Below are 22,794 nucleotides of genomic sequence, written 5' to 3'. Positions count from 1 at the left end.
GCCGCACCCGGCCGCACCACCGCCACCGGCGGCCGGCCGGGGTGTCAGCCCGCGCGCAGGGCCATCGTCATCGCCTCGACCGCGAGGAGCGGGGCGACGTTCCGGTCCAGGGCGTCCCGGCAGGCGATGATCGCCTCGATCCGGCGCAGGGTCCGCTCGGGGCCGCAGGCGCGGGCCATCCGGTCGAGGTCCGGCCGTATCTCCTCGTTGGCGATGGCCACGGCCGAACCGAGCTGGAGGGCCAGCACGTCCCGGTAGAAGCCGGTGAGGTCGGTCAGGGCCAGGTCGAGGCTGTCGCGCTGGGTACGGGTGCGGCGGCGCTTCTGCCGGTCCTCCAGTTCCTTCATCACGCCCGCCGTACCGCGCGGCATCCGGCTCCCGGCGCCCGCCCCGGCGCCGAGCGCGGCCCGCAGTTCCTCGGTCTCCTTGGTGTCGACCTCCTCCGCGACCTGTTTGGCGTCCTCGGCGGCGGCGTCGACGAGTTCCTGCGCGGCCTTGAGACAGCCGCCCACGTCGTCGACCCGGAGCGGGAGCTTCAGCACGGCGGCCCGGCGGGAGCGGGCGTCCGCGTCGGTGGCCAGTCGCCGGGCCCGGCCGATGTGTCCCTGGGTCGCGCGGGCGGCGGCCTCGGCGACGGCGGGCTCGATGCCGTCCCGCCGGACCAGGACCTCGGCGACGGCGGTGACGGGCGGGGTGCGCAGGGTCAGGTGCCGGCAGCGGGAGCGGATCGTGGGCAGCACGTCCTCCAGCGAGGGCGCGCAGAGCAGCCACACGGTCCGTGGCGCGGGCTCCTCCACCGCCTTGAGGAGCACGTTGCCCGCGCCTTCGGTGAGCCGGTCGGCGTCCTCCAGGACGATGACCTGCCACCGGCCGACCGCCGGGGAGAGCTGGGCCCGGCGGACCAGCGCGCGGGTCTCCTTCACACCGATGGACAGCAGGTCGGTACGGACGATCTCCACATCGGCGTGCGTGCCGATCACCGTGGTGTGGCAGCCGTCGCAGAAACCGCAGCCGGGCTCGCCCCCGAGGGCACGGTCGGGGCTGGTGCACTGGAGGGCCGCCGCGAAGGCGCGGGCGGCGGTGGACCGCCCGGAGCCGGGTGGTCCGGTGAACAGCCAGGCGTGGGTCATCTTGGACGCGGCGGGCGGTTCCGTCCCGGCCGCGACGGCCGTGACCTGGGCGTCCGCGTCACGGGCGGCGGCGGCCAGCTGCGTCTGGACCCGCTCCTGTCCCACCAGGTCGTCCCATACGGGCATCCCGCCCACCGCCTTTCACGTTTCCGTTTTCCGTCCGTACCCGCGCACCGGGTATCCGCGCGGCCGTGCGCCCGGCCCGTCCGTGCAACCGGCCCGTCCGGTCGCCCGGCCGGCCCGGGTCGCGCGCCTGTTCACAGTGTGGCGCGCCCCACTGACAATCCGTTCCCGCTACCGGCGCTCCGGCCGGTCAGCGCCGGCGGCGCGGGCCGCCGCCCTTGCCCCCGCCGTTGCCGCCGCCGTTGCCCCCGGCACCGTCCTCGTCGTACTCGTCGCCCCCGTCGTCCTCGCAGTGGCGGCCCAGGAGTTCGTCCGCCAGCGTCGGCAGGTCGTCGAGCGGGGTCTCCTCGGCCCAGTCCGGGCGGGGGCGGCGCGGGCGGCCGTCCGCGCCGAGGACCGGCAGCTCGCGGGTCACGTCGTTGCCCGCGTCACGGCCGGACTCGTCCCGGAAGATGCCCGGCGGAACCCGGTCGGCCGGGTTCTCCTCCGGCCGCCGTGCCGTCGGCCGCGACGAGGACCGGACCGGACCACCCTGCGCGGCGTCCGCACGGTGGGCGTCCGCACGATGGGCGTCCGACAGCACCTCGTACCGGCCGCCGTCCGGGCGGACGGACGGCAGGACGGCCGTCTCGTCGGCCGGGCCGACCGGGCGGACCGCCGGCAGGACCGCGGTCTCCGTGGCGTCCTCCGACGCGGCCGAACCGGCCGCCCTGGAGCCACCACGCGTGCCGGCAGACCCACGGGCCCCACCAGCACCCGGCCCCCGGGACGACGCCCTCGGGTCGACCTTCGGCACCGGAACCGTCTGGGTGATGTCGTCCGGCTGGACGACCCGCTTGACCACCGGGGTCTCGACCGTCACGGCGTCGTCCGGGTACCGGTTCCCGGCCGTCCTGCCCGTCCCGCCTGTCCCGCCTGTCCCAGCCGTCCCGGCCCGCGGGGCCGGAGCTGCCGGAACCGCCTGAGCCTGGGCCTGGGCCGCCTGGGCCTGGGCCGCCTGGGCAGCGGCCTGGGCAGCGGCCCGGGCGGCTGCCGCCGCCGCCGCGGCGGCCTTCGCCTTCGCCGCCGCCGTCTCGGCCGCGGCGGCCTCCGCCAGCCTGCGCGCCGCCTCCGCCTTCAGCAGGGACTCCTCCGCGCGCCGCTGCTTCTCCCGCCGCCGCTCCTCGGCCTCGGCCCGCAGCCGGGCCTCCTCCGCCGCCTGCTTGCGCAGCCGTTCCTGTTCGGCCTCCCGGGCCCGCTCCTCGGCCTCCGCGCGCAGCCGCTCGGCCTCGGCCCGCGCACGGGCCTCCTCCGCCTCGGCCCGCAGCCGTTCCTGCTCCGCCTTCCGCGCGGCCTCCGCCTCGGCGGCGATCCGCGCCTCCTCGGCCTCGCGGGCCTTCCGGGCGGCTTCCTCGGCCTCGCGGGCCCTGCGGGCCTCGTCCTCGGCCCGCAGCCGCTCCGCCTCCGCCTTGCGTTCGGCCTCCTCGGCCTTGCGCGCGGCCTCTTCCTCCGCCTTGCGCCGGGCCTCGGCCTCGGCGAGGCGCCTGGCCTCCGCCTGGGCGGCCACCTCGGCCGCGGAGAGCGGAAGCATCCGGTCCAGGCGGTGCCGTACGACCGTGGTCACCGAGCCCGGGTCCTGACCGGCGTCGACCACCAGGTAGCGCCCGGGGTCGGACGCCGCCAGGGTCAGGAAACCGGCCCGCACCCGCTGGTGGAACTCCGTCGGCTCCGACTCCAGCCGGTCCGGGGCCTCCGTGAAGCGCTCGCGCGCCGCCTCCGGTGACACGTCGAGCAGGACGGTCAGGTTCGGGACGAGCCCGTCCGTGGCCCAGCGCGAGATCCGGGCGATCTCGGTCGGGGAGAGGTCGCGGCCCGCGCCCTGGTAGGCCACCGAGGAGTCGATGTAGCGGTCCGAGATGACGACCGCGCCGCGCTCCAGGGCCGGCCTGACCACGGTGTCCACGTGTTCCGCCCGGTCGGCGGCGTACAGCAGCGCCTCGGCACGGTCGGAGAGCCCGGCCGAGGAGATGTCGAGGAGGATCGAGCGGAGCCGCTTGCCGACCGGGGTCGCCCCCGGCTCGCGCGTCACCACGACCTCGTGGCCCTTGTCCCGTATCCAGTCGGCCAGCGCCTCGACCTGGGTCGACTTGCCCGCGCCGTCGCCGCCCTCCAGGGCGATGAAGAAGCCGGTGGTGGAGGGGGCCTGTACCGGCTCCCCGCCGCGCAGCGCCTCGCGCAGGTCGCGCCGCAGGGGCACGCCGGCCCGGTCGTCGGCCTTGGCCAGGACGACCACGGCGACGGGCAGCAGCAGGGCGCCGACCAGCATCAGGGTGAAGGCCGCGCCGCCGTGCGAGAGGACGGCCTCGCCGCCGGTCAGCCGGTGCGGGCCGATCAGCGCGGCCAGGAGCGGGGCGAGGACGGCGCCCAGGCCCACGGCCACCCGTACGACGGCCTGGAGGTGTGCGGTGACCCGGGCCCGGCGGAACTCCTCGGTCTCCTGGTCCAGCAGGGTGTGGCCGGTGCTCGCCGCGACGCCCGCGGCGGTGCCGGCGAGCAGGGAGAGGAACAGGACGGTCGCCATGTCCGGGACCAGGCCCGTCAGCAGCAGCGCGAGTCCGGTGACCGCGAGGGCGAGGGCGAGCATCCGGCGCCGGGAGAGCGCGGGCAGCACCTTGCCGGCCTGGTCGGCGCGGATGCCCGCGGCGGTGCCGCCGACCAGCGCGAGGACGAGCAGCGCGAAGGCGGCCGGCCCCCCGCCGAGGTCCACGGCGTGCAGGACGGCCACGGCCGCGGCGCAGGCCACCGCCGCGGCGACCGCCGCGCAGGCCAGCACCAGGAGCCGGACGGCCCCCGTACGTCCCTTCTCGGGCCGCTCGCCCGTCCTGGGGGCCCGCAGGCCCTCCAGCGGGGAACGGGGGCGCGGGGTCCGGGTACCGGGCAGGACCAGCGGGAGCAGCAGCGACACGGAGGCCGCGAAGAGCCCGGAGGCCACGTACGAGCCCAGCGCCGCCTGGTTCTCGGCGAACCAGTCGACGCCGAGCCCGAGGGCCTTGCCGACCAGGGTCGCGGCGAGGAGCACCGCCGCGGCGACGGGCATCGCCGCGAACGCGGTCCGCAGGGTCAGGCGCCGGAGCGTGTCCAGGTGGTCCGGGAGCGGCCGTACGGTCGCCCCCTCCGGCGGGGGCGCGGGCAGCAGCGCGGGAGCGGCGCTCTCCTTGGCCAGGGTCCACAGCCGCTCGGCCGCGCCGGAGACGAGGACGGTGGCCAGCAGGGCGGTGAGCGCGTGCGCGGGCAGCCAGCCGAGCCAGAGCGGGGCGACGACGAAGAGCCCGAGGCGGACCCCGTCGGCGCCGATCATGGTCCAGCGGCGGTCGAGCCTGCCGCCCGCGGCGGTGAGCCGGGCCAGCGGGCCCAGCAGCACGGCGCCGAAGACCAGCGTGGCGAGGATGCGGACGCCGAAGACGGCGGCGACGGCGAGGGCGGCGTCGCGGGCACCGCCCTGGCCTCCGAAGAAGCCCTCGGAGAGGGCCGCCTGGAACGCCAGCAGCACCAGCACCAGCAGGGCGAGGGCATCGCCGACACCGCTCACCAGCTGGGCGCTCCACAGACGGCGCAGCCCGGGGGTGCGCAGCAGTGCGCGCACCGCACGCTCGCGGGAGTCCGCGGCTAGGGCTTCGTCGTAGGTGGGGCGCTCGGAGGCGGTCACGACCGTTGGCTGCTCGGCTCGCGTCATCCGCCCAGCCTATCCGCTGCGCCCGGCTCGATGCGGTCCTCCGCCCCGGAGCCCCGCCGCCGGGTGCCCGGGACGCGGCAGGGCCCCGTGCGGTGCACGGGGCCCTGCCGGACGGGACGGACGTACCGGACGCCGCCGGTCCACGCGTCACGCATCACATGTCACGCGCCACACATCACGCATCACACGCCCATGTGACTCGTACTCGTGCTCGTGCTCGTATTCTCGTGCTCGCTACTCGTCCACGGCCACGGCCACGGCCACGGCGGCCGTCGTCTTCGCGGGTGCCTTCTTGGCGGCCGTCTTCTTGGCCGTCGTCGTCTTCTTCGCGGCCGTCGTCTTCGCGGCGGCGGTCTTGGCCGTCGCCGTCTTCTTCGCGGGCGCCTTCTTGGCCGGGGCCTTCTTGGCGGGCGCCTTCTTGGCCACCTTCTTCGCCGGACTCTTCGCCCGCTTCTCCGCGAGCAGCTCGTAGCCCCGCTCCGGCGTGATGGTCTCGACGTCGTCGTCGCGCCGCAGCGTCGCGTTGGTCTCGCCGTCCGTCACGTACGGCCCGAAGCGGCCGTCCTTGACCACCACCGGCTTCTCGCTCACCGGGTCGGTCCCCAGCTCCTTCAGCGGCGGCTTGGCCGCCGCCCGGCCGCGCTGCTTGGGCTGCGCGTAGATCGCGAGGGCCTCGTCCAGCGTGATCGAGAAGAGCTGGCCCTCGTTCTCCAGCGACCGCGAGTCCGTGCCCTTCTTCAGGTACGGGCCGTAGCGGCCGTTCTGGGCCGTGATCTCCACGCCCTCCGCGTCCACGCCGACCACGCGCGGCAGCGACATCAGCTTCAGGGCGTCGTCGAGCGTGACCGTGTCCAGGCTCATCGACGCGAAGAGGGAGGCCGTCCGCGGCTTGACCGCGTTCTTGCCCGTCTTCGGCGTGCCCTCGGGGAGGATCTCCGTCACGTACGGCCCGTAGCGGCCGTCCTTGGCGACGATCTCGTTCCCGCTGACCGGGTCCTTGCCGAGCGCGAATTCGCCGCTCGGCTTCGCGAACAGCTCCTCCGCGTACGCGGTCGTCAGCTCGTCCGGGGCCATGTCCTCCGGGACGTCGGCCCGCTGGTGGCCCTCGGCGTCCTTCTCGCCCCGCTCCACGTACGGCCCGTAGCGGCCGACGCGCAGCACGATGCCGTCGCCGACCGGGAAGGAGGAGATCTCCCGGGCGTCGATCGCGCCCAGGTCCGTGACCAGCTCCTTCAGGCCGCCGAGGGCGTCGCCGTCGGCCGGTACGACCTCCGAGGCGTTCTCGGCGCCGAAGTAGAACCGCTTCAGCCACGGCACGGACTGGGCCTCGCCCCGCGCGATGCGGTCGAGGTCGTCCTCCATCTTCGCGGTGAAGTCGTAGTCGACGAGCCGGCCGAAGTGCGTCTCCAGCAGGTTCACCACGGCGAACGACAGGAAGGACGGCACGAGTGCCGTGCCCTTCTTGAAGACGTATCCGCGGTCGAGGATCGTGCCGATGATCGACGCGTACGTCGACGGGCGGCCGATCTCGCGCTCTTCTAGCTCCTTGACCAGCGAGGCCTCGGTGTAGCGGGCCGGCGGCTTGGTCGCGTGGCCGTCCACCGTGATCGCCTCGGCGGCGAGCGCGTCGCCCTCCGCGACCTGCGGGAGCCGCTTCTCGCGGTCGTCGAGCTCGGCGTTCGGGTCGTCCGCGCCCTCGACGTACGCCTTCATGAAGCCGTGGAAGGTGATCGTCTTGCCGGAGGCGCTGAACTCGGCGTCCCGGCCGTCGCTCGCCCGTCCGGCGATCTTCACGGTGACGCTGTTGCCGACCGCGTCCTTCATCTGGGAGGCGACGGTCCGCTTCCAGATCAGCTCGTACAGGCGGAACTGGTCACCGGACAGGCTCGTCTCGGCGGGCGTGCGGAAACGATCACCCGAAGGCCGGATCGCCTCGTGCGCCTCCTGCGCGTTCTTGACCTTGCCCGCGTAGACGCGCGGCTTCTCCGGCAGGTAGTCGGCCCCGTAGAGCTGCGTGACCTGCGCCCGCGCCGCCGTCACGGCGGTCTCGGAGAGCGTGGTGGAGTCCGTACGCATGTAGGTGATGAAGCCGTTCTCGTACAGCTTCTGCGCCACCTGCATCGTCGCCTTCGCCCCGAAGCCCAGCTTGCGCGAGGCCTCCTGCTGGAGCGTGGTCGTGCGGAACGGGGCGTACGGGGAACGGCGGTACGGCTTGGACTCGACCGACCGGACGGCGAAGGACGTGTCCTCCAGCGCGGCGGCCAGCGCCCGTGCGTTCGCCTCGTCGAGGTGCAGCACCTCGCTCTTGAGCTGCCCGTTCGAGCCGAAGTCGCGGCCCTGGGCGACGCGCTTGCCGTCCACCGCGTTCAGGCGGGCGACCAGGGTCGAGGGGTCGGAGACGTCACCGGCGCGGCCGGTGGAAAAGGTGCCGGTCAGGTCCCAGTACTCGGCGGACCGGAAGGCGATGCGCTCGCGCTCCCGCTCGACGACGAGGCGGGTGGCCACCGACTGGACGCGCCCGGCCGACAGCCGGGGCATGACCTTCTTCCACAGGACCGGCGAGACCTCGTAGCCGTAGAGGCGGTCGAGGATGCGGCGGGTCTCCTGGGCGTCGACCATGCGCTGGTTCAGCTCGCGCGGGTTGGCGACGGCGTCACGGATCGCGTCCTTGGTGATCTCGTGGAAGACCATCCGGTGGACGGGGACCTTGGGCTTGAGGACTTCCTGCAGGTGCCACGCGATGGCTTCGCCCTCGCGGTCCTCATCGGTGGCGAGGAAGAGCTCGTCGGATTCGGCCAGCAGCTCCTTGAGCTTCCTGACCTGCGCCTTCTTGTCGGCGTTGACGACGTAGATCGGCTGGAAGTCGTGTTCGACGTCCACGCCGAGGCGACGGACCTCGCCGGTGTACTTGTCGGGAACCTCGGCCGCGCCGTTCGGGAGGTCGCGAATGTGCCCGACGCTCGCCTCGACGACGTATCCCGGGCCGAGGTAGCCCTTGATCGTCTTCGCCTTGGCAGGGGACTCGACGATGACGAGTCGGCGGCCGCCCTTTGCGGTCTCGCTAGTCGGGGACAACTTGGCTCTTCTCTCCGGTCGGCACTCGGTCGCGGTACGGCGACGCTGCGGAGTGTGACGGTACAACCCGCCCCCGTGTCAAACGGCACAAGCCCGCAACGGCCACTCGAACGGTAACCCGACAAGTGCCACTTCTGCCGCCCGGATGCCCCGCGGGCCCGTTCCCGGTCACCGGGCCGGGTGGCCCGGGGGCCGTCTGGCCCCGTCCGCGTACGCCGGTCCGCCGGTGTGCCGTCACCGGTTTTCCCGGCCGGACCACGCCCCTCCGCACCCCTCCGCGCCCTTCGGGGCCTGTCCTTCCGGCACCTCCCGCGCGCCTGCGCGCCCGTCGGTGCCCGCCCGCGCCCGCCCGGCGCTGCCCGGCATGTCGCCCGTCCGTGGCCCCGCGCGGGTCGGGGCCGCGCGGGGCCACGGACGCCGGCGGACGGCGGGACCGCGCCGACCTGCGGTGGGAGCGGTCCGGCCACGGCGGGGCGCACGTCTTCGACAACCGGCGCGCGACGCGGGACGCACGCCCCCCACCACGGCCCGCCACGACCCGGCAGGGCCCCGCGCCGACCCGTTCACCAGGCCGGTACGGACCTTCGCGGACCCTCGCGGACCTGCCGGACGCCCCGCGCGGGCCCCCTGGCCGGGGCCCGTCAGCCAGGGGAACGCACCGGGCGGACCCGGGGGTGCCTCACGGCTTGGGCCGCCCCCCGGACTTCGGCAGCGGCTCCAGGAAGCCCTGCTCCACCAGCATCCGGATGGCCTCCGGGGTCCGGTCGCGCAGGACGACCGGGTCCTCCTGGACGAGCTGCGCGATCGCGTCCAGGATGCGGCCCGCGCTCAGTGAGCCGTCGCACACCCCGGCGAAGCCCGCGCCGACCGTGTCGACCTTGGTGGCGCGGCGCATCCCGCGGTTCTGGCGGAGCACCACGTGCTCCGGGTCCTCCGCCCCGGGGGCTCCGACCTGCTCCTGGACCACTTCTCCGGCCAGCAGGAAGTACTCCTCCAGCAGGGCCGCGTCGTCGTGGGCGCGCAGGTAGTCCTGCCGGGCGAAATGTGCCACGACGGTGTCGCCGAGCGGCTGCTCCACCGAGTGCGGCCACTCCTCGACCACGATCGAGGGCTCGGCCGCGTCACTGCGCCGCAGGGTGATCCAGCCGAAACCGACCGCCTTGGTCCCGCGCGCCTCGAACTCGTCCAGCCACGCCTCGTACCGCCGCGCGTACTCGGCCGGGTCCTCGCGGTGGTCGCCCGCATCCCGCAGCCACAATTCCGCGTACTGCGTCACGTCCTGCACATCGCGCTGCACGATCCAGGCGTCGCAGCCGCGCGGTACCCAGGAGCGGAGCCGGTCGTGCCAGTCCTCGCCCTCCACGTGCTGCCAGTTGCCGAGGAACTGCGCGTACCCGCCCGGGTTGAGCCGGGCACCGGCCTCCTGGACCAGGGTCCGGCACAGGTCGTCGCCGCCCATTCCGCCGTCCCGGTAGGTCAGCCGGGCGCCGGGCGAGATCACGAACGGCGGGTTCGACACGATCAGGTCGTACGTCGCCCCGTCGACCGGTTCGAAGAGCGACCCGGCGAGCAGTTCGGCCTCCGGCGCACCGGACAGCGCCAGGGTCAGCCGGGTGAACTCCAGGGCCCTGGGGTTGACGTCGGTGGCGGTGACCCGGGTGGCGTGCTGGGCCGCGTGCAGGGCCTGGATGCCCGATCCGGTGCCCAGGTCGAGGGCGGTGGCGACCGGGGTGCGGACGGTGATCCCGGCCAGGGTGGTCGAGGCACCGCCGACGCCGAGGACCACGCCCTCCTGACGGCTGCCGATCCCGCCGGCCCCGCCCACGGCGCAGCCGAGGTCCGAGACGATGAACCAGTCCTCCCCGTCCGGGCCGCCGTAGGGGCGTACGTCGACGGTGGCGCGGACCTCGTCGCCCTCGCGCCGCAGCCAGCCGTCGGCCAGGGCCGACCCGACGGGCAGCGCGGCCTCGGCGCGGCGGGCGGGGACGGGCCGCTGGAGCAGGAACAGCAGGACCAGGCTGGCGAGCGGGTCGTCCCCGCGGCCACGGGTGGCGCGCAGGGCGGGAACGGTCTCGCTGCGGGCCAGCGCGGCGTAGGCGGGTGCGCCGAGCAGGTCGAGCAGCCCGTCGGCGGTGAAGCCGGCGGCGAGCAGGGCCTTGCGGAGTTCGGCGGCGCGGTCGGGCGAGGGAAGGCTGGTGGTACTCACCCGTCCATTGTGTCGGCCCGCGCCGACAATGCGTGCGCCACGCGGCGCTCGGCGTGGGGACCGCCCCGCCCGTGTCCCCGGGCCGGTCCGGACAGCGGCGTGCCCGGCCCGCACCGCAGGCCGGGCGCACGGCCGGGGACGGTCGCCGGCGTCACCGCACGGACGTCACCGCACGGACGTCACCACGCGGCCGTCACCGCACCGGAGTCACCCGCACCGGAGTTCACTGCGCGGGCGACTGGGTCGTGACCTGGCAGCCCTTCTGGCTGTTCATCGCCTTGTCCAGACCACCCGAGTTGAGCTTGCCGAGCGCGTCCTTGCCGCCCTTGGTCGCCGCGTCGAGACCGCCCGCCACCTCCTTGAGGCCCTCGGCGAACTTGCCCTGGTCCTTGACGTCGAGCCCGTCCATCTTCGTCTTCAGGTCGGCATAGCCCTTGGAGGTCGACTCGAACCCCTTGACCGCCGCGTCCTGCGTCCCCTTGCCGTCCTTGACCGGCGGAACCCCTGCCTCCTGAACGGCGTTGCCCATCGCCTTGTAGGACTCGGACATGGTCGCGAAGGCCGCCGAGTCCGTCTTCTGGACCTCCTCGGGCTTGCTGCTCTCCGTCGCCACGCGCTTGATGTCGGCGTTGGCGTTCTCGATCTTCTTGAGTTCGGGCTGCCACTTGTCACAGACCTTCTTGGCCCAGGCGTCAGCCTTCTGGTCGCTGTCGTCCCCGCCGCAGCCGGAGAGGACGAGCATCAGTACCGCACTGCCCGACAACGCGGCAGCAAGCTTCTTGTTCACCGGATTGGTCCCTTCGAAGGCTCTCGGCCCGGAAGATACACGCCTGCCGTCGGGGGACGCGCAAAGGCGGACAGACGGCGCGTCGGTCCGCACCGCCTGTCCGCCTTTCGGGCGCACGGCCGGCCCTGCCCGGCCCGCGCCCGTCCCTCGTCCGGAATCCGGGTCAGGAGACCGGCGCGGGATCGGCCTGCTGGCCCACCCGCTCGGCGGCTCCGCCCTCGCTGTCGGAGCCGACCACGATGCCGCGGCGCTTGGAGATGTACACCGCACCGATGATGACGGCGATCGCGAGACCCGCGACGACCGCCCGTACGGTCGCGTTGGCGTCCACGCCGTAGCTGAACTGCACGACCGCCGGAGCGATCAGCAGCGCCACCAGGTTCATGACCTTGAGCAGCGGGTTGATCGCCGGACCGGCGGTGTCCTTGAAGGGGTCGCCGACCGTGTCGCCGATGACGACCGCGGCGTGGGCCTCACTGCCCTTGCCGCCGTGGTGACCGTCCTCGACGAGCTTCTTCGCGTTGTCCCACGCGCCGCCGGAGTTGGCGAGGAAGACCGCCATCAGGGTGCCGGTGCCGATGGCGCCGGCGAGGAAGGAGCCGAGCGCGCCGACCCCGAGCGAGAAGCCGACCGCGATCGGGGTGAGGACCGCGAGCAGGCCGGGCGTGGCGAGTTCGCGCAGCGCGTCCTTGGTGCAGATGTCGACGACGCGGCCGTACTCGGGCTTCTCCGTGTAGTCCATGATCCCGGGGTGTTCCCGGAACTGGCGCCGCACCTCGTAGACCACGGCCCCGGCGGAGCGGGAGACCGCGTTGATGGCGAGGCCGGAGAAGAGGAACACGACGGCCGCGCCCAGGATCAGCCCGACCAGGTTGTTCGGCTGGGCGATGTCCAGACTGAGGTTCATCTCCCCGGCCTTGGCCCCGACCTGCTTGACGGCGGTGGCGATCGCGTCGTTGTACGAGCCGAAGAGCGCGGCGGCGGCGAGCACGGCCGTGGCGATGGCGATGCCCTTGGTGATGGCCTTGGTGGTGTTGCCGACGGCGTCCAGGTCGGTCAGGACCTGCGCCCCGGCCCCCTCGACGTCGCCGGACATCTCCGCGATGCCCTGCGCGTTGTCGGAGACGGGCCCGAAGGTGTCCATGGCGACGATGACGCCGACGGTGGTGAGCAGGCCGGTGCCGGCCAGCGCCACCGCGAAGAGCGCGAGCATGATCGACGTACCGCCGAGCAGGAACGCCCCGTAGACGCCGAGGCCGATCAGGAGCGCCGTGTACACGGCGGACTCCAGGCCGACGGAGATGCCGGCGAGCACGACGGTGGCGGCGCCGGTCAGCGAGGACTTGCCGATGTCCCGGACGGGACGGCGGCTGGTCTCGGTGAAGTAGCCGGTGAGCTGCTGGATCAGGGCCGCGAGCACGATGCCGATGGCGACGGCGACGACGGCCAGCACGCGCGGGTCGCCCGCGTGGTTGGCGATCGCGGGGTCCTCGACGCCCGCGAGCTCCTTGTACGTGGACGGCAGGTAGGCGTAGACGGCGACCGCGACCAGGACCAGGGAGATCGCGGCGGAGATGAAGAAGCCGCGGTTGATCGCGGTCATCCCGCTGCGGTCGGAGCGGCGCGGGGAGACCGCGAAGATGCCGATCATCGCGGTGACGACGCCGATCGCGGGGACGATCAGCGGGAAGGCCAGGCCCAGGTCGCCGAAGGCGGCCTTGCCGAGGATGAGCGCGGCCACCAGGGTGACGGCGTACGACTCGAAGAGGTCGGCCGCCATCCCGGCGCAGTCGCCCACGTTGTCGCCCACGTTGTCGGCGATGGTCGCGGCATTGCGCGGGTCGTCCTCCGGAATGCCCTGTTCGACCTTGCCGACCAGGTCGGCGCCGACGTCGGCGGCCTTGGTGAAGATGCCGCCGCCGACGCGCATGAACATCGCGATCAGGGCGGCTCCGAGGCCGAAGCCCTCCAGCACCTTGGGGGCGTCGGCGGCGTAGACGAGCACGACGCAGGAGGCGCCGAGCAGACCGAGGCCGACGGTGAACATGCCGACCACGCCGCCCGTGCGGAAGGCGATGCGCATCGCCTTGTGGGAGACGTCGGTGAGGTCCTTGGCGGGCTCGCCCGGCGCGGGGGTCGCCTCGCGCGCGGCGGCGGCGACGCGCACGTTGGCCCGGACCGCCAGGCGCATGCCGATGTAGCCGGTGGCCGCGGAGAAGAGGGCGCCGACGAGGAAGAAGGCGGAGCGTCCCGACCGCTGCGACCAGTCGTCGGCGGGGAGCAGGAAGAGCAGGAAGAAGACCAGGACGGCGAAGACCGCCAGGGTGCGCAACTGCCGGCCGAGGTAGGCGTTGGCGCCTTCCTGGACGGCCGCGGCGATCTTCTTCATCGAGTCGGTGCCCTCGTCGGCGGCGAGGACCTGGCGGACCAGGATCTGCGCGACGACGAGCGCGGCGAGTGCCACGGCCGCGATGACGATCACGATGAGCCGATTGTCATCGGTGAGTACTGCGGATGCCAGATCATGGGTGCGATCGGGCGCGATAGGGGTGAAGAGCCCCGTCATTCGTCCTCCTTGACGTGATGAGCTCAAGATGTGGACGGATTGTAGGGAGCAGATCCTGATCAAAACAGTGCGCCGGAAACAGAATTGGCTCGCACCTGCTCCTCAGCAATGGATCACGTCACTCCTTTACCCCCGAAAGTAGTAATGGGGCAAAACCATTGACACCCGGTGACACCCGGTCGCCGGCCGGGGGATTATCGCAAAGCATGAAAAAGGCCCTGCTCAGCAGGGCCTTGGTGGAGATCGGACGATACGACGGACCGTCACGCGCAGGGTGACGGGCGCCTGACCCGAACGGACTAGTCCGCTTCGGCGGCGCCGTGCAGCGGCCAGCGCATCCGGATGGTTCCGCCCGAATCCCCACGGGTCACCTCGACGTCGTCGACGAGCCCGCTGATCACGGCGAGACCCATCTCGTCCTCGCCGTCCTGGTCCAGGGCGGCGTCCCTCCCGGGCACGGCACCGGCCGGACCGCCGGCCGGGCCGGGAACCTCGTCGCCGACCTCGATGGAGAACACCTTCTCCTCGTCGGTCAGGACGACCCGGACGGGCGCGGTCAGTCCGTTGCCGCGATGGAGCCCGACGGCGCGCGAGCATGCCTCGCCCACGGCGAGGCGGACCTCGTCGAGGACGGCTTCCTCCACCCCGGCCCGGCGCGCCACGGCGGCCGCCACCAGGCGGGCCGTCCGGACGTGTTCGGGCTGGGCGCTGAAGCGCAGTTCAACGGTGGCCATGCGCGTCCCCCTCGGACTACAGGCGTGCCTTGCGGAGGCACCGGGCCATGGCCCGGTGCCCCTCGCTTCTCGTCGGCTCCTCCACGTGCCCGGAGCCGTCAGTCGGTGGCGTTGACCGCCTCTTCCACGGTCTGGTGGATCGGGAACACCTTGGTCAGACCGGTGATGCGGAAGATCTTCAGGATGCGCTCCTGGTTGCAGACCAGACGCAGCGAGCCCTCGTGCGCACGGACGCGCTTGAGACCTCCCACCAGCACCCCGAGTCCGGTGGAGTCGAGAAAGTCCACTCGCTCCATGTCGACGACCAGGTGGTAGCTGCCGTCGTTCACCAACTCGACCAACTGTTCGCGCAGCTTGGGCGCGGTATACACATCAATCTCGCCACCGACCTCTACGACCGTGCGGTCGCCTACAGTGCGAGTCGACAGGGACAGGTCCACGGAACCTCCAGCACCTTGCTATCGAGCGGCGCCCCCCAGGGGCCTCCCCGCCCGAAGGTTGGGGAGGGATTGGCTGCCGCGATGGCATTCAATCACTTACCGGCAGGCGCGCACGACGCCTTCCGACCATTGTCCCGCACGCCGGTGACACACTCGGTTCCAATGGCCAATACTCACCGTCCCGGTCGGCCCACGGCGCCCGCGGACCTCCGACCCACCCCCGGCACGGTCCTGGACCGGCTCTCACGGGGGCCTTCCCGGGCTGCGCGCATCACCCATACGGAGCACTTGCCCCCGCGGGAGGGCCGTCATGCGGTCTGGCCCGACCGCATCCGGACGGATGTCGTGGCCGCCGTCCGGGCCGCGGGGATCGAGCATCCCTGGGAACACCAGGCCGCGGCGGCCGAGCACGCCCTGGACGGCGAGTCGGTGGTCGTCGCCACCGGCACGGCCTCGGGCAAGTCGCTGGCCTACCTCGCGCCCGTCCTCTCGGCCCTCGCGGACGGCGCCGAGGCCCCGAACGGCCGGGGCGCCACCGCCCTGTACCTGGCCCCGACCAAGGCCCTCGCCGCCGACCAGCGGCGCGCCGTACGGGCGCTGGCCGCCCCGCTCGGCAACGCCGTCCGCCCCGCGGTCTACGACGGCGACACGCCCGTCGAGGAGCGTGAATGGGTACGCCAGTACGCCAACTACGTCCTGACCAACCCCGACATGCTGCACCGGGGCATCCTTCCCGCCCACCCGCGCTGGTCCTCCTTCCTGCGGGCACTGCGGTACGTCGTGATCGACGAGTGCCACACCTACCGCGGGGTCTTCGGCTCCCACGTGGCCCAGGTGCTGCGCCGGCTGCGGCGGCTGTGCGCCCGCTACGGCTCCGAGCCGGTCTTCCTCCTGGCCTCCGCCACGGCGAGCGATCCGGCCATCGCCGCCTCCCGGCTGACCGGGGTCCCGGTGACCGAGATCACCGACGACGCCTCACCGCGCGGCGAGGTGGTCTTCGCCCTGTGGGAGCCGCCGCTCACCGAGGCGCGGGGCGAACGGGGCGCGCCCGTACGCCGCACCGCCACCGCCGAGACCGCCGGCCTGCTGACCGACCTGGTCGTCCAGGGCGTCCGCACGGTCGCCTTCGTCCGCTCCCGGCGCGGCGCCGAGCTGATCGCCGTGATCGCCCAGGAGCGGCTCGCGGAGGTGGACCGCTCGCTGCCCGGGCGGGTCGCCGCCTACCGGGGCGGCTACCTGCCCGAGGAACGCCGGGCCCTGGAGCGGGCCCTGCACTCCGGGGAGCTGCTGGGGCTGGCCGCCACGACCGCCCTGGAGCTGGGCGTGGACGTCTCGGGGCTGGACGCCGTCCTGATCACCGGGTACCCGGGCACCCGGGCCTCCCTGTGGCAGCAGGCCGGACGGGCCGGACGCGCGGGCCAGGGCGCCCTGGCCGTGCTGGTCGCCCGGGACGACCCGCTGGACACCTACCTCGTCCACCACCCGGAGGCACTGTTCGACCGGCCCGTGGAGGCCACCGTCCTCGACCCCGACAACCCCTACGTCCTCGCCCCCCACCTGTGCGCGGCGGCGGCGGAGCTGCCGCTGACCGAAGCGGACCTGGCACTGTTCGGCCCGGCGGCGGCGGAGCTGATCCCCCAGCTGGAGGCGGCCAAGCTGCTGCGCAGGCGGGCCACGGCCTGGCACTGGACCCGGCGGGAGCGGGCCTCGGACCTGACCGACATCCGGGGCGACGGCGGGCGCCCGGTGCAGATCGTGGAGGCCGCCACGGGCCGGCTGCTCGGCACGGTCGAGGAGTCGGCCGCCCACACCGCCGTCCACGACGGGGCCGTCCACCTCCACCAGGGCCGCACCTATCTCGTGAAGCGCCTGGACCTGGAGGACTCGGTCGCCCTCGTCGAGGAGGCGGCCCCACCCTTCTCCACCACCGCCCGCGACATCACCTCCGTCTCCGTCCTGGAGACCGAGACCGAGGTCGCGTGGGGGCGGGCCCGGCTCTGCTACGGCTCCGTCGAGGTCACCCACCAGGTCGTCTCCTATCTGCGCCGCAAACTGATCACCGGCGAGGTGCTCGGCGAGGCGAAACTCGACCTGCCGCCCCGCACCCTGCGCACCCGGGCCGTGTGGTGGACGGTCACCGAGGACCAGCTCGACGAGGCCCGGATCACCCCGGAGATCCTCGGCGGCGCCCTGCACGCCGCCGAACACGCCTCCATCGGCCTGCTCCCGCTCTTCGCCACCTGCGACCGCTGGGACATCGGCGGCGTCTCCGTCCCCCTGCATCCCGACACCCTCCTCCCCACGGTCTTCGTCTACGACGGCCACCCCGGCGGCGCCGGCTTCGCCGAACGCGCCTTCCACACGGCCCGCGCCTGGCTGACCGCGACCCGCGACGCGATCACCGCCTGCGAATGCGAGGCCGGCTGCCCCTCCTGCATCCAGTCCCCCAAGTGCGGCAACGGCAACGAACCCCTCCACAAACGCGGCGCCGTCCGCCTCCTGACCCACCTCCTCTCCACTGCTCAGGACCCCACCCCGACCACCGGCCCCTCGGGGATGTCCGGGGCCGTACCCGCCCCGGACACCGAAACCCTGGACACCGGCACTCCGGACACTGGCACTCCGGACACCCGTGCTCCGGAGCCCCGGACCTGACCCCGGCGGATCGGCCGACCGCCGCCGGGAGGAGCGGCCACGCGACGGACGCGGTCAGCCGGCCTCAGGGCGGCCGGTCCCCGGCCGGCCGGGAACGGCCTTCGGGCGGGGCCGGTGATGAGGCCGGGGGCGGTGATGAGGCCGGGGGCGGGCCCGCGCGGGCCCGGATGCCGGGAGCGAAGGGACCCGTCGCGACGCGGGCCGTCACCTCGGCCACCTCACCGTGGAGGCGGCAGGCCGTCACGGTCGCGCTCTGGGCCCGGGCGACCCGCAACGCGGCGGCACAGGCTGCCTCCGGCCCGTGGGCCCAGGTCGCGGCGGCGGCCAGCGAGGCCAGGTCGGCGGCGGCAGCCGCGCGGTGGCGGGCCACGACGGCCTGGCCCAGCAGAAGCACCCCGCCGAACACCGCGCCCAGCACGGTGGCCACCAGCGCCGCCCACACCGTGGCCGAACCCCGGTCCCGGCTCACGACGGCGGCCCCACGCTGTCCTCCGCCAGGGCCGCCGCCTGCGCGCCGAGCCGTACGGGCAGCCCGCCCGGCCCCGGCGCGGGCGCCGCCACCCGGACCCGCCACAGGTCACCCACCCGCTCCACCTCCACCTCCGCCCCCGGCGGCGCGGCCGACCGGGCCGCCGCCACCGCCACCTCCACCGGCTCCGCCCGGGACGCGGCCCGGGCACCGGCCCGCGCCGCGTCCACGCACCGGATCTGCGCGGCCGCCGCCATCAGCGCCCACACCAGCAGCGCCGCGAACAGCACCAGTGCCGGGATCACCAGGGCGGCCTCCGCCGTCACGAATCCCCGGTCCCGCATTACGCGGGCTTTTTCCTCAGAACGGCACATCAAGCGCCTTCCCGATGGTCGACTGAAGGGCCGTGGAAACCACCTCGCTCGTCACCACCTTGTACAGAACAGCGGCGAACGCACAGGCCGCGATCGTGCCCATGGCGTATTCCGAAGTCGACATCCCGTCATCACCGCCACGCCCCTTCAGTACCGCCCGCACACGAAACCAGATGATCCTCATGGCAACCTCCTGTTGATTTCCGTTGTTGAAGTGATGTCAGGTGTTCGAGAGAAGACCGGAAGCCATACCGATCACCACGGGTGCGACCCCGATCGCGAGAAATGCGGGGAGGAAACACAGACCCACCGGAGCGGTGACGAGCACCGCCGCCCGCTGGGCCCTGGCCCCGGCCCGCCGGGCCCGGTCCTCCCGGAGGGCCGACGCGAGGCGGGAGACCGGTTCCGCGGCCGGTGCGCCCGTCCGGGCGGCCCGCTCCAGACACTCCGCGAGGGGCCCGGCGCCCGGTAACTGCGCCAACCTCCCCCACGCGGCGCCCGGTTCGCCGCCGAGCCTCAGCTCGGCCCCGGCCAGCGTCAGCCGCTCACCCACCGGGCCGCCCAGGGACTCCCCCACCACCTCCGCGGCCTCCACCGGACCGGCGCCGGCCGCCAGACACGCGGCCAGCAGATCGGCGGCGAACGGCAACTGCCGCCGCGCCTCCCGCAGGTCCGCCCCGGTCGGCGGCCGGGCCCTGGCCTGCCACCGGCGCACCCCGAACGCCGCCGCGCACCCCGCCGCCGCGCCCGTGACCCCGCCGAGCAGCAGCCAGCCCGCCAGCAGAGCCCCTGCCGGGCCCGCCCATGTGACCGCCACGCCCCGGCTCCGCCTGCCCCGCGCCGGTGCGCGGCGCACCGGTTCCACGGCCAGCAGGACCGCGATCCGGCGCCGGGCGTCCCGCGCCCGGACCCGGGACGCCACCTCCGACGCCACGCACAGCACCGCCGTCGCGAGACACACCGCTGTCACGAGAGACAGCGTCGCCCCCAGGCTGTGGACCGCGAAGCCGCCCCTCACCGCTCCCCCGCCCGTACGATCCGCAGGCACCACACCGACCCCAGCGCTTCCAGCACCCCGCCCGCCAGCAGACAGCCCCATCCCATCGGGGTGTGCAGCAGCACGTGCAGCGGATCAGCCCCCAGCCCGGCGCCGATCAGCAGCCCCACCAGTGGCAGCAGGGCCAGCACCACCGCCGTCGACCTCGCCCCCGCCATCTGGGCCCGGAGCGACTCCCGCCGGTCCCGCTCGGCCCGCAGCGCGGCCTCCAGCCGGTCCAGACCGGCGGCCAGCCCCGCGCCGCCGTCCACCGACACCTGCCAGCAGGCGGCCATTCCCGCCAGTCCCTCCGCGCCGGGCTCCCGCGCCGCCTGGCGCAGCGCCCCGGGCACGTCCCCGCCGAACGCCGCGGCGGCCAGTACCCCCGTCTCCGCCGCGCCGGGGCCGCCGGGGCCCGGGGCCGTACGGCGCATCGCCGCGGTGAGCGCCTGTCCCGGCTGCGCCCCGGCCCGTAGTTCCCCGGCCGCGGCTGCGCACAGCGCCACCACCTCCGCGGCTCGCGCGGTCCGGGCCCGCTCCCGTTCGCGCCGCCGCAGCCACCGCCGCACCAGGGGCATCGCGGCGACCCCCACCACCAGCGGGATCACCGACGACCCCAGCAGCGCCACCACCAGCCCGGCGCCGAGGCACGCCCCTTCCCGCCACCGCGCGGCCCGCACCCGGACCGCGATCACGAGCCGCTCCCGGAGGACCGGCCCGCCCGGGACCACCGGTCCGCCACCGGCCAGGACCAACCGGGCGCGCCGGGAAGCCCGGTCACCTCCGGCCAGCGCCCCGGCGACCGCCGCGGCACACAGCACCCCGGCGAACACCGGTACCGGCAGTACCGTCCCGGCGCTCACCGCGCACCTCGCAGCAGCGGTTCCAGCCGCTCCCAGCCCCGTTCCCGCACGAAGCCCCGCGCGCCCCAGCGCAGCGCCGGTACGGTGAACACCAGTCCTGCGGCGTCCCGCTCCAGCACGTGCACCTCGGCCACCCTGCGTTGTCCACCCCGGTCCCGGACCAGGTGGACCACCAGGGTCAGGGCGGCGGCCAACTGGCTGTGCAGGGCGGCCCGGTCCAGTCCCGCGGCCGTCCCGAGCGCCTCCAGACGGGCCGGGACGTGCGCGGCGGCGTTGGCGTGGACCGTGCCGCAACCACCTTCGTGCCCGGTGTTCAGGGCGGCGAGCAGGTCCGCCACCTCGGCGCCCCGGACCTCCCCGACCACGAGCCGGTCCGGCCGCATCCGCAGCGCCTGGCGGACCAGGTCCGCCAGGGTGACCAGCCCGGCCCCTTCCTGATTGGCGGGGCGGCTCTCCAGCCGCACCACATGGGGGTGGTCGGGCCGCAGCTCGGCCGAGTCCTCCGCCAGCACGATCCGTTCACCGGGTCCGACCAGTCCCAGCAGGGCGCTGAGCAAGGTGGTCTTGCCCGTCCCGGTACCACCGGAGACGAGGAACGACAGCCGGGCCTCGACCATGTCCCTCAGCAGCCGCTGGCCGCCGGGCGGCAGTGTCCCCGCCACGACCAGCTCCTCCAGCGTGAACGCCTTCGGCCGCACCACCCGCAGCGAGAGGCAGGCCGAGCCCACCGCCACCGGGGGCAGCACGGCATGGAGCCGGGTCCCGTCCGGCAGCCGGGCGTCCACCCAGGGCCGGGCGTCGTCCAGCCTGCGCCCCGCGACGGCGGCCAGCCGTTGGGCGAGCCTGCGCACCGCCTCGGCCCCGGCGAACGTCACCCCGGTCAGTTCCAGTCCGCCGCCGCGGTCGACCCACACCCGGTCCGGGGCCGCCACCAGCACATCGGTGACCTCGGGGTCACGGAGCAGTGCTTCCAGCGGGCCCGCGCCGACCAGCTCGGAGCGCAACTCGGCCGCCACGCCGAGCACTTCCGCGTCCCCCAGCAACCGCCCCTGGGCCCGCAGGGCCGCCGCCACGCGGGCCGGGGTCGGCTCGGCGCCGCTCTCGGCGAGCCGCTGGCGCACCGCGTCCAGGAGTACCGCACTCATACCGGCGCCCCCTGAGCGGAACCGGTGGAGCCGAGCGCGCGCTGCCAGAAGCCGTCGCAGAAGCGGGCCAGCACGCTCCGCCCCTGGGACCCGGGCGGCTCCCCCTCGGCCACCCGCCCCGGGAGCCCCACCTCGGCCGGCACCTCACCGGCCAGCGGCGCACCCAGCAGTCCGGCCACCGCCTCGGCGTCGAGGCCGCCGGGGCAGCGGCCCCGTACGACGACGCGGACGTCCCGGGCCACCATCCGGACCCCGGCCGCCACCCGGCCGGCGGCGGCCACCGCCCGCAGCTCGCCCGGCACCACCATCAGGACGAGATCCAGCTGCGCCAGTACCTCGGCCACGGTTTCGTCCACCCGCCGCGGCAGGTCGACCACCACCACCCCGCCCCGGCGGCGGGCGGCGGCCACCACCGACCGCATCGCGGCGGGCGGCACCACGACCCGGTCCCCGCGGTCCCAGCTGAGCACGCGCAGCGCGTGCAGTTCGGGCAGGGACTCCTCCAGGGCTCCGGCGCCGACCCGTCCCCGTGAGGCCGCGAAGTCCGGCCAGCGCAGCCCTTCGGCGGTCTCACCGCCCAGCAGGACGTCCATGCCGCCGCCCAGCGGGTCGCCGTCGATGAGGATGGTCCGCTGCCCGGCACGGGCGGCGCGGACGGCCAGGGCGCAGGCGAGGGTGGAGGCTCCGGCTCCGCCGCTGCCTCCGATCACGCCGACGGTGAGGGCGGGGCGCCCCGCGCCCTCCACCACGTCGGCGATGCGGTCGACGAGCTGGTTCTCGGCGTCGGGAAGCCTCAGCACCTCCTCGGCCCCGATCTCCACCGCCCGCTGCCACACCAGGGGGTCGTCCAGGTCCCGGCCGACCAGGAACACCCCGCTCCTGCGCGGCGCCCCGCGCACCCGCCGGGCGGCGTCGTCCCCGACCAGGACGAGCGGCGCGGATTCCCAGCCGATGCCGCCCCGGTCCCCGGCGGACTCCTCCTCCCCGTCTCCGCCGGGCCCGCCGACGGTTCCGCTTTGCTCCGGCACCGTGTGACGCACATGCGGTTCGGCTCCCGCGGCGGCGCACAGCCGCAGCAGGTCGTCGAGCAGCTGCGGGTCCTCGGTGATGATCAACGGCCGCCCAGCACCGGGCGCGGCTCCCGTCACCGGGGCCTTCGGGACTTCACACGACTTCGATCGAGCCACGATCTCCGCCCCCTTCTCACAGCAAATCCAGCACCGCGGACTTCGCGGCTGGAATCACCGTGCCGTGATCGGGAAAAGGGAGTGGATCTTGCTTGAAATCTGTGGACGACGAGCCGATTGTGAATAACTCCGTCACCCCGACAGGTGACTTCCGGAGCGCGGCGGAACCACTACGCAGCGTCACGAGTTGGGGGAGGTGAGGGTCTTCGACACGCAGGCCCACGGACGGGAAAGGGGCCAGGAGATGATCACTTGGGGCCGAAGGCAGGGACGCGAACCGCGTCCGGACATG

General features: G+C 74.2%; 16 protein-coding genes. 1 reads left to right on the top strand and 15 read right to left on the bottom strand.

What is annotated here, in order from left to right; translation table 11 throughout:
- Nucleotides 1–44: 44 nt before the first annotated feature.
- From ACIA5F_RS12080 to bldG, 8 genes are all read right to left on the bottom strand, one after another.
- On the bottom strand, nucleotides 45–1,256 hold the full coding sequence (locus tag ACIA5F_RS12080) for a DNA polymerase III subunit delta' (protein WP_399351936.1): 1,212 nt from the start codon (nucleotides 1,254–1,256) through the stop codon (nucleotides 45–47).
- Between the two features lie 187 nt (nucleotides 1,257–1,443).
- Entirely contained in the window at nucleotides 1,444–4,965 is a 3,522-nt protein-coding gene (gene tmk, locus ACIA5F_RS12075) for a dTMP kinase (RefSeq protein WP_399351934.1), read from the bottom strand.
- Nucleotides 4,966–5,199: 234 nt separating this feature from the next.
- A complete protein-coding gene (topA, locus tag ACIA5F_RS12070) occupies nucleotides 5,200–8,040 on the bottom strand; it encodes a type I DNA topoisomerase (RefSeq protein ID WP_399351932.1) in 2,841 nt (946 codons plus the stop codon).
- A 679-nt stretch (nucleotides 8,041–8,719) separates the two neighbouring features.
- Nucleotides 8,720–10,246 (bottom strand): methyltransferase, encoded by a 1,527-nt coding sequence (locus tag ACIA5F_RS12065; RefSeq protein WP_399351930.1) that lies wholly within the window; start codon nucleotides 10,244–10,246, stop codon nucleotides 8,720–8,722.
- Nucleotides 10,247–10,469: 223 nt separating this feature from the next.
- Nucleotides 10,470–11,033, bottom strand: a complete 564-nt coding sequence (locus tag ACIA5F_RS12060) for a small secreted protein (RefSeq protein ID WP_399351928.1) — start codon at nucleotides 11,031–11,033, stop codon at nucleotides 10,470–10,472.
- A 163-nt stretch (nucleotides 11,034–11,196) separates the two neighbouring features.
- Nucleotides 11,197–13,599 carry a sodium-translocating pyrophosphatase gene (locus tag ACIA5F_RS12055; RefSeq protein ID WP_399351926.1) on the bottom strand — a complete coding sequence of 801 codons (2,403 nt, stop codon included), beginning with the start codon at nucleotides 13,597–13,599 and terminating at the stop codon, nucleotides 11,197–11,199.
- Between the two features lie 299 nt (nucleotides 13,600–13,898).
- Nucleotides 13,899–14,333: an ATP-binding protein gene (locus tag ACIA5F_RS12050; RefSeq protein WP_399351924.1), complete on the bottom strand. Its 435-nt coding sequence runs from the start codon at nucleotides 14,331–14,333 to the stop codon at nucleotides 13,899–13,901.
- Nucleotides 14,334–14,431: 98 nt separating this feature from the next.
- Nucleotides 14,432–14,773, bottom strand: coding sequence for an anti-sigma factor antagonist BldG (gene bldG, locus ACIA5F_RS12045; RefSeq protein WP_399351922.1), 342 nt, complete (start codon nucleotides 14,771–14,773; stop codon nucleotides 14,432–14,434).
- A gap of 81 nt (nucleotides 14,774–14,854) precedes the next feature.
- Between bldG and ACIA5F_RS12040 the strand changes: the two genes are divergently transcribed.
- Nucleotides 14,855–17,428, top strand: coding sequence for a DEAD/DEAH box helicase (locus ACIA5F_RS12040; RefSeq protein ID WP_399351920.1), 2,574 nt, complete (start codon nucleotides 14,855–14,857; stop codon nucleotides 17,426–17,428).
- 64 nt (nucleotides 17,429–17,492) lie between these two features.
- Here the strand turns inward: ACIA5F_RS12040 and ACIA5F_RS12035 are convergent, their stop codons facing one another.
- The 7 genes from ACIA5F_RS12035 to ssd are packed head-to-tail and all read right to left on the bottom strand — an operon-like array spanning nucleotide 17,493 to nucleotide 22,463.
- Entirely contained in the window at nucleotides 17,493–17,897 is a 405-nt protein-coding gene (locus ACIA5F_RS12035; protein ID WP_399351918.1) for an Rv3654c family TadE-like protein, read from the bottom strand.
- Nucleotides 17,894–18,241 carry a TadE family type IV pilus minor pilin gene (locus ACIA5F_RS12030; RefSeq protein WP_399351916.1) on the bottom strand — a complete coding sequence of 116 codons (348 nt, stop codon included), beginning with the start codon at nucleotides 18,239–18,241 and terminating at the stop codon, nucleotides 17,894–17,896. Before ACIA5F_RS12030 ends, ACIA5F_RS12035 begins: the two co-directional genes overlap by 4 nt.
- A gap of 16 nt (nucleotides 18,242–18,257) precedes the next feature.
- The gene (locus tag ACIA5F_RS12025; protein ID WP_399351915.1) at nucleotides 18,258–18,455 is read right to left on the bottom strand and encodes a DUF4244 domain-containing protein; all 198 of its coding nucleotides are present in this window, start codon (nucleotides 18,453–18,455) and stop codon (nucleotides 18,258–18,260) included.
- 36 nt (nucleotides 18,456–18,491) lie between these two features.
- Complete coding sequence (locus tag ACIA5F_RS12020) at nucleotides 18,492–19,241, bottom strand: type II secretion system F family protein (protein ID WP_399351913.1); 750 nt, start codon at nucleotides 19,239–19,241, stop codon at nucleotides 18,492–18,494.
- 44 nt (nucleotides 19,242–19,285) lie between these two features.
- The gene (locus ACIA5F_RS12015; protein ID WP_399351911.1) at nucleotides 19,286–20,170 is read right to left on the bottom strand and encodes a type II secretion system F family protein; all 885 of its coding nucleotides are present in this window, start codon (nucleotides 20,168–20,170) and stop codon (nucleotides 19,286–19,288) included.
- Nucleotides 20,167–21,315 carry a TadA family conjugal transfer-associated ATPase gene (locus ACIA5F_RS12010; protein WP_399351909.1) on the bottom strand — a complete coding sequence of 383 codons (1,149 nt, stop codon included), beginning with the start codon at nucleotides 21,313–21,315 and terminating at the stop codon, nucleotides 20,167–20,169. The genes ACIA5F_RS12015 and ACIA5F_RS12010 overlap by 4 nt, the downstream gene beginning before the upstream one ends.
- Nucleotides 21,312–22,463 (bottom strand): septum site-determining protein Ssd, encoded by a 1,152-nt coding sequence (gene ssd / locus ACIA5F_RS12005; protein ID WP_399351981.1) that lies wholly within the window; start codon nucleotides 22,461–22,463, stop codon nucleotides 21,312–21,314. Before ssd ends, ACIA5F_RS12010 begins: the two co-directional genes overlap by 4 nt.
- Nucleotides 22,464–22,794: the final 331 nt, after the last annotated feature.

This window comes from Streptomyces sp. NPDC051567, assembly GCF_044454165.1.
Lineage (GTDB): Bacteria > Actinomycetota > Actinomycetes > Streptomycetales > Streptomycetaceae > Streptomyces.
This window is presented reverse-complemented; position numbering and strand designations above follow the sequence as displayed.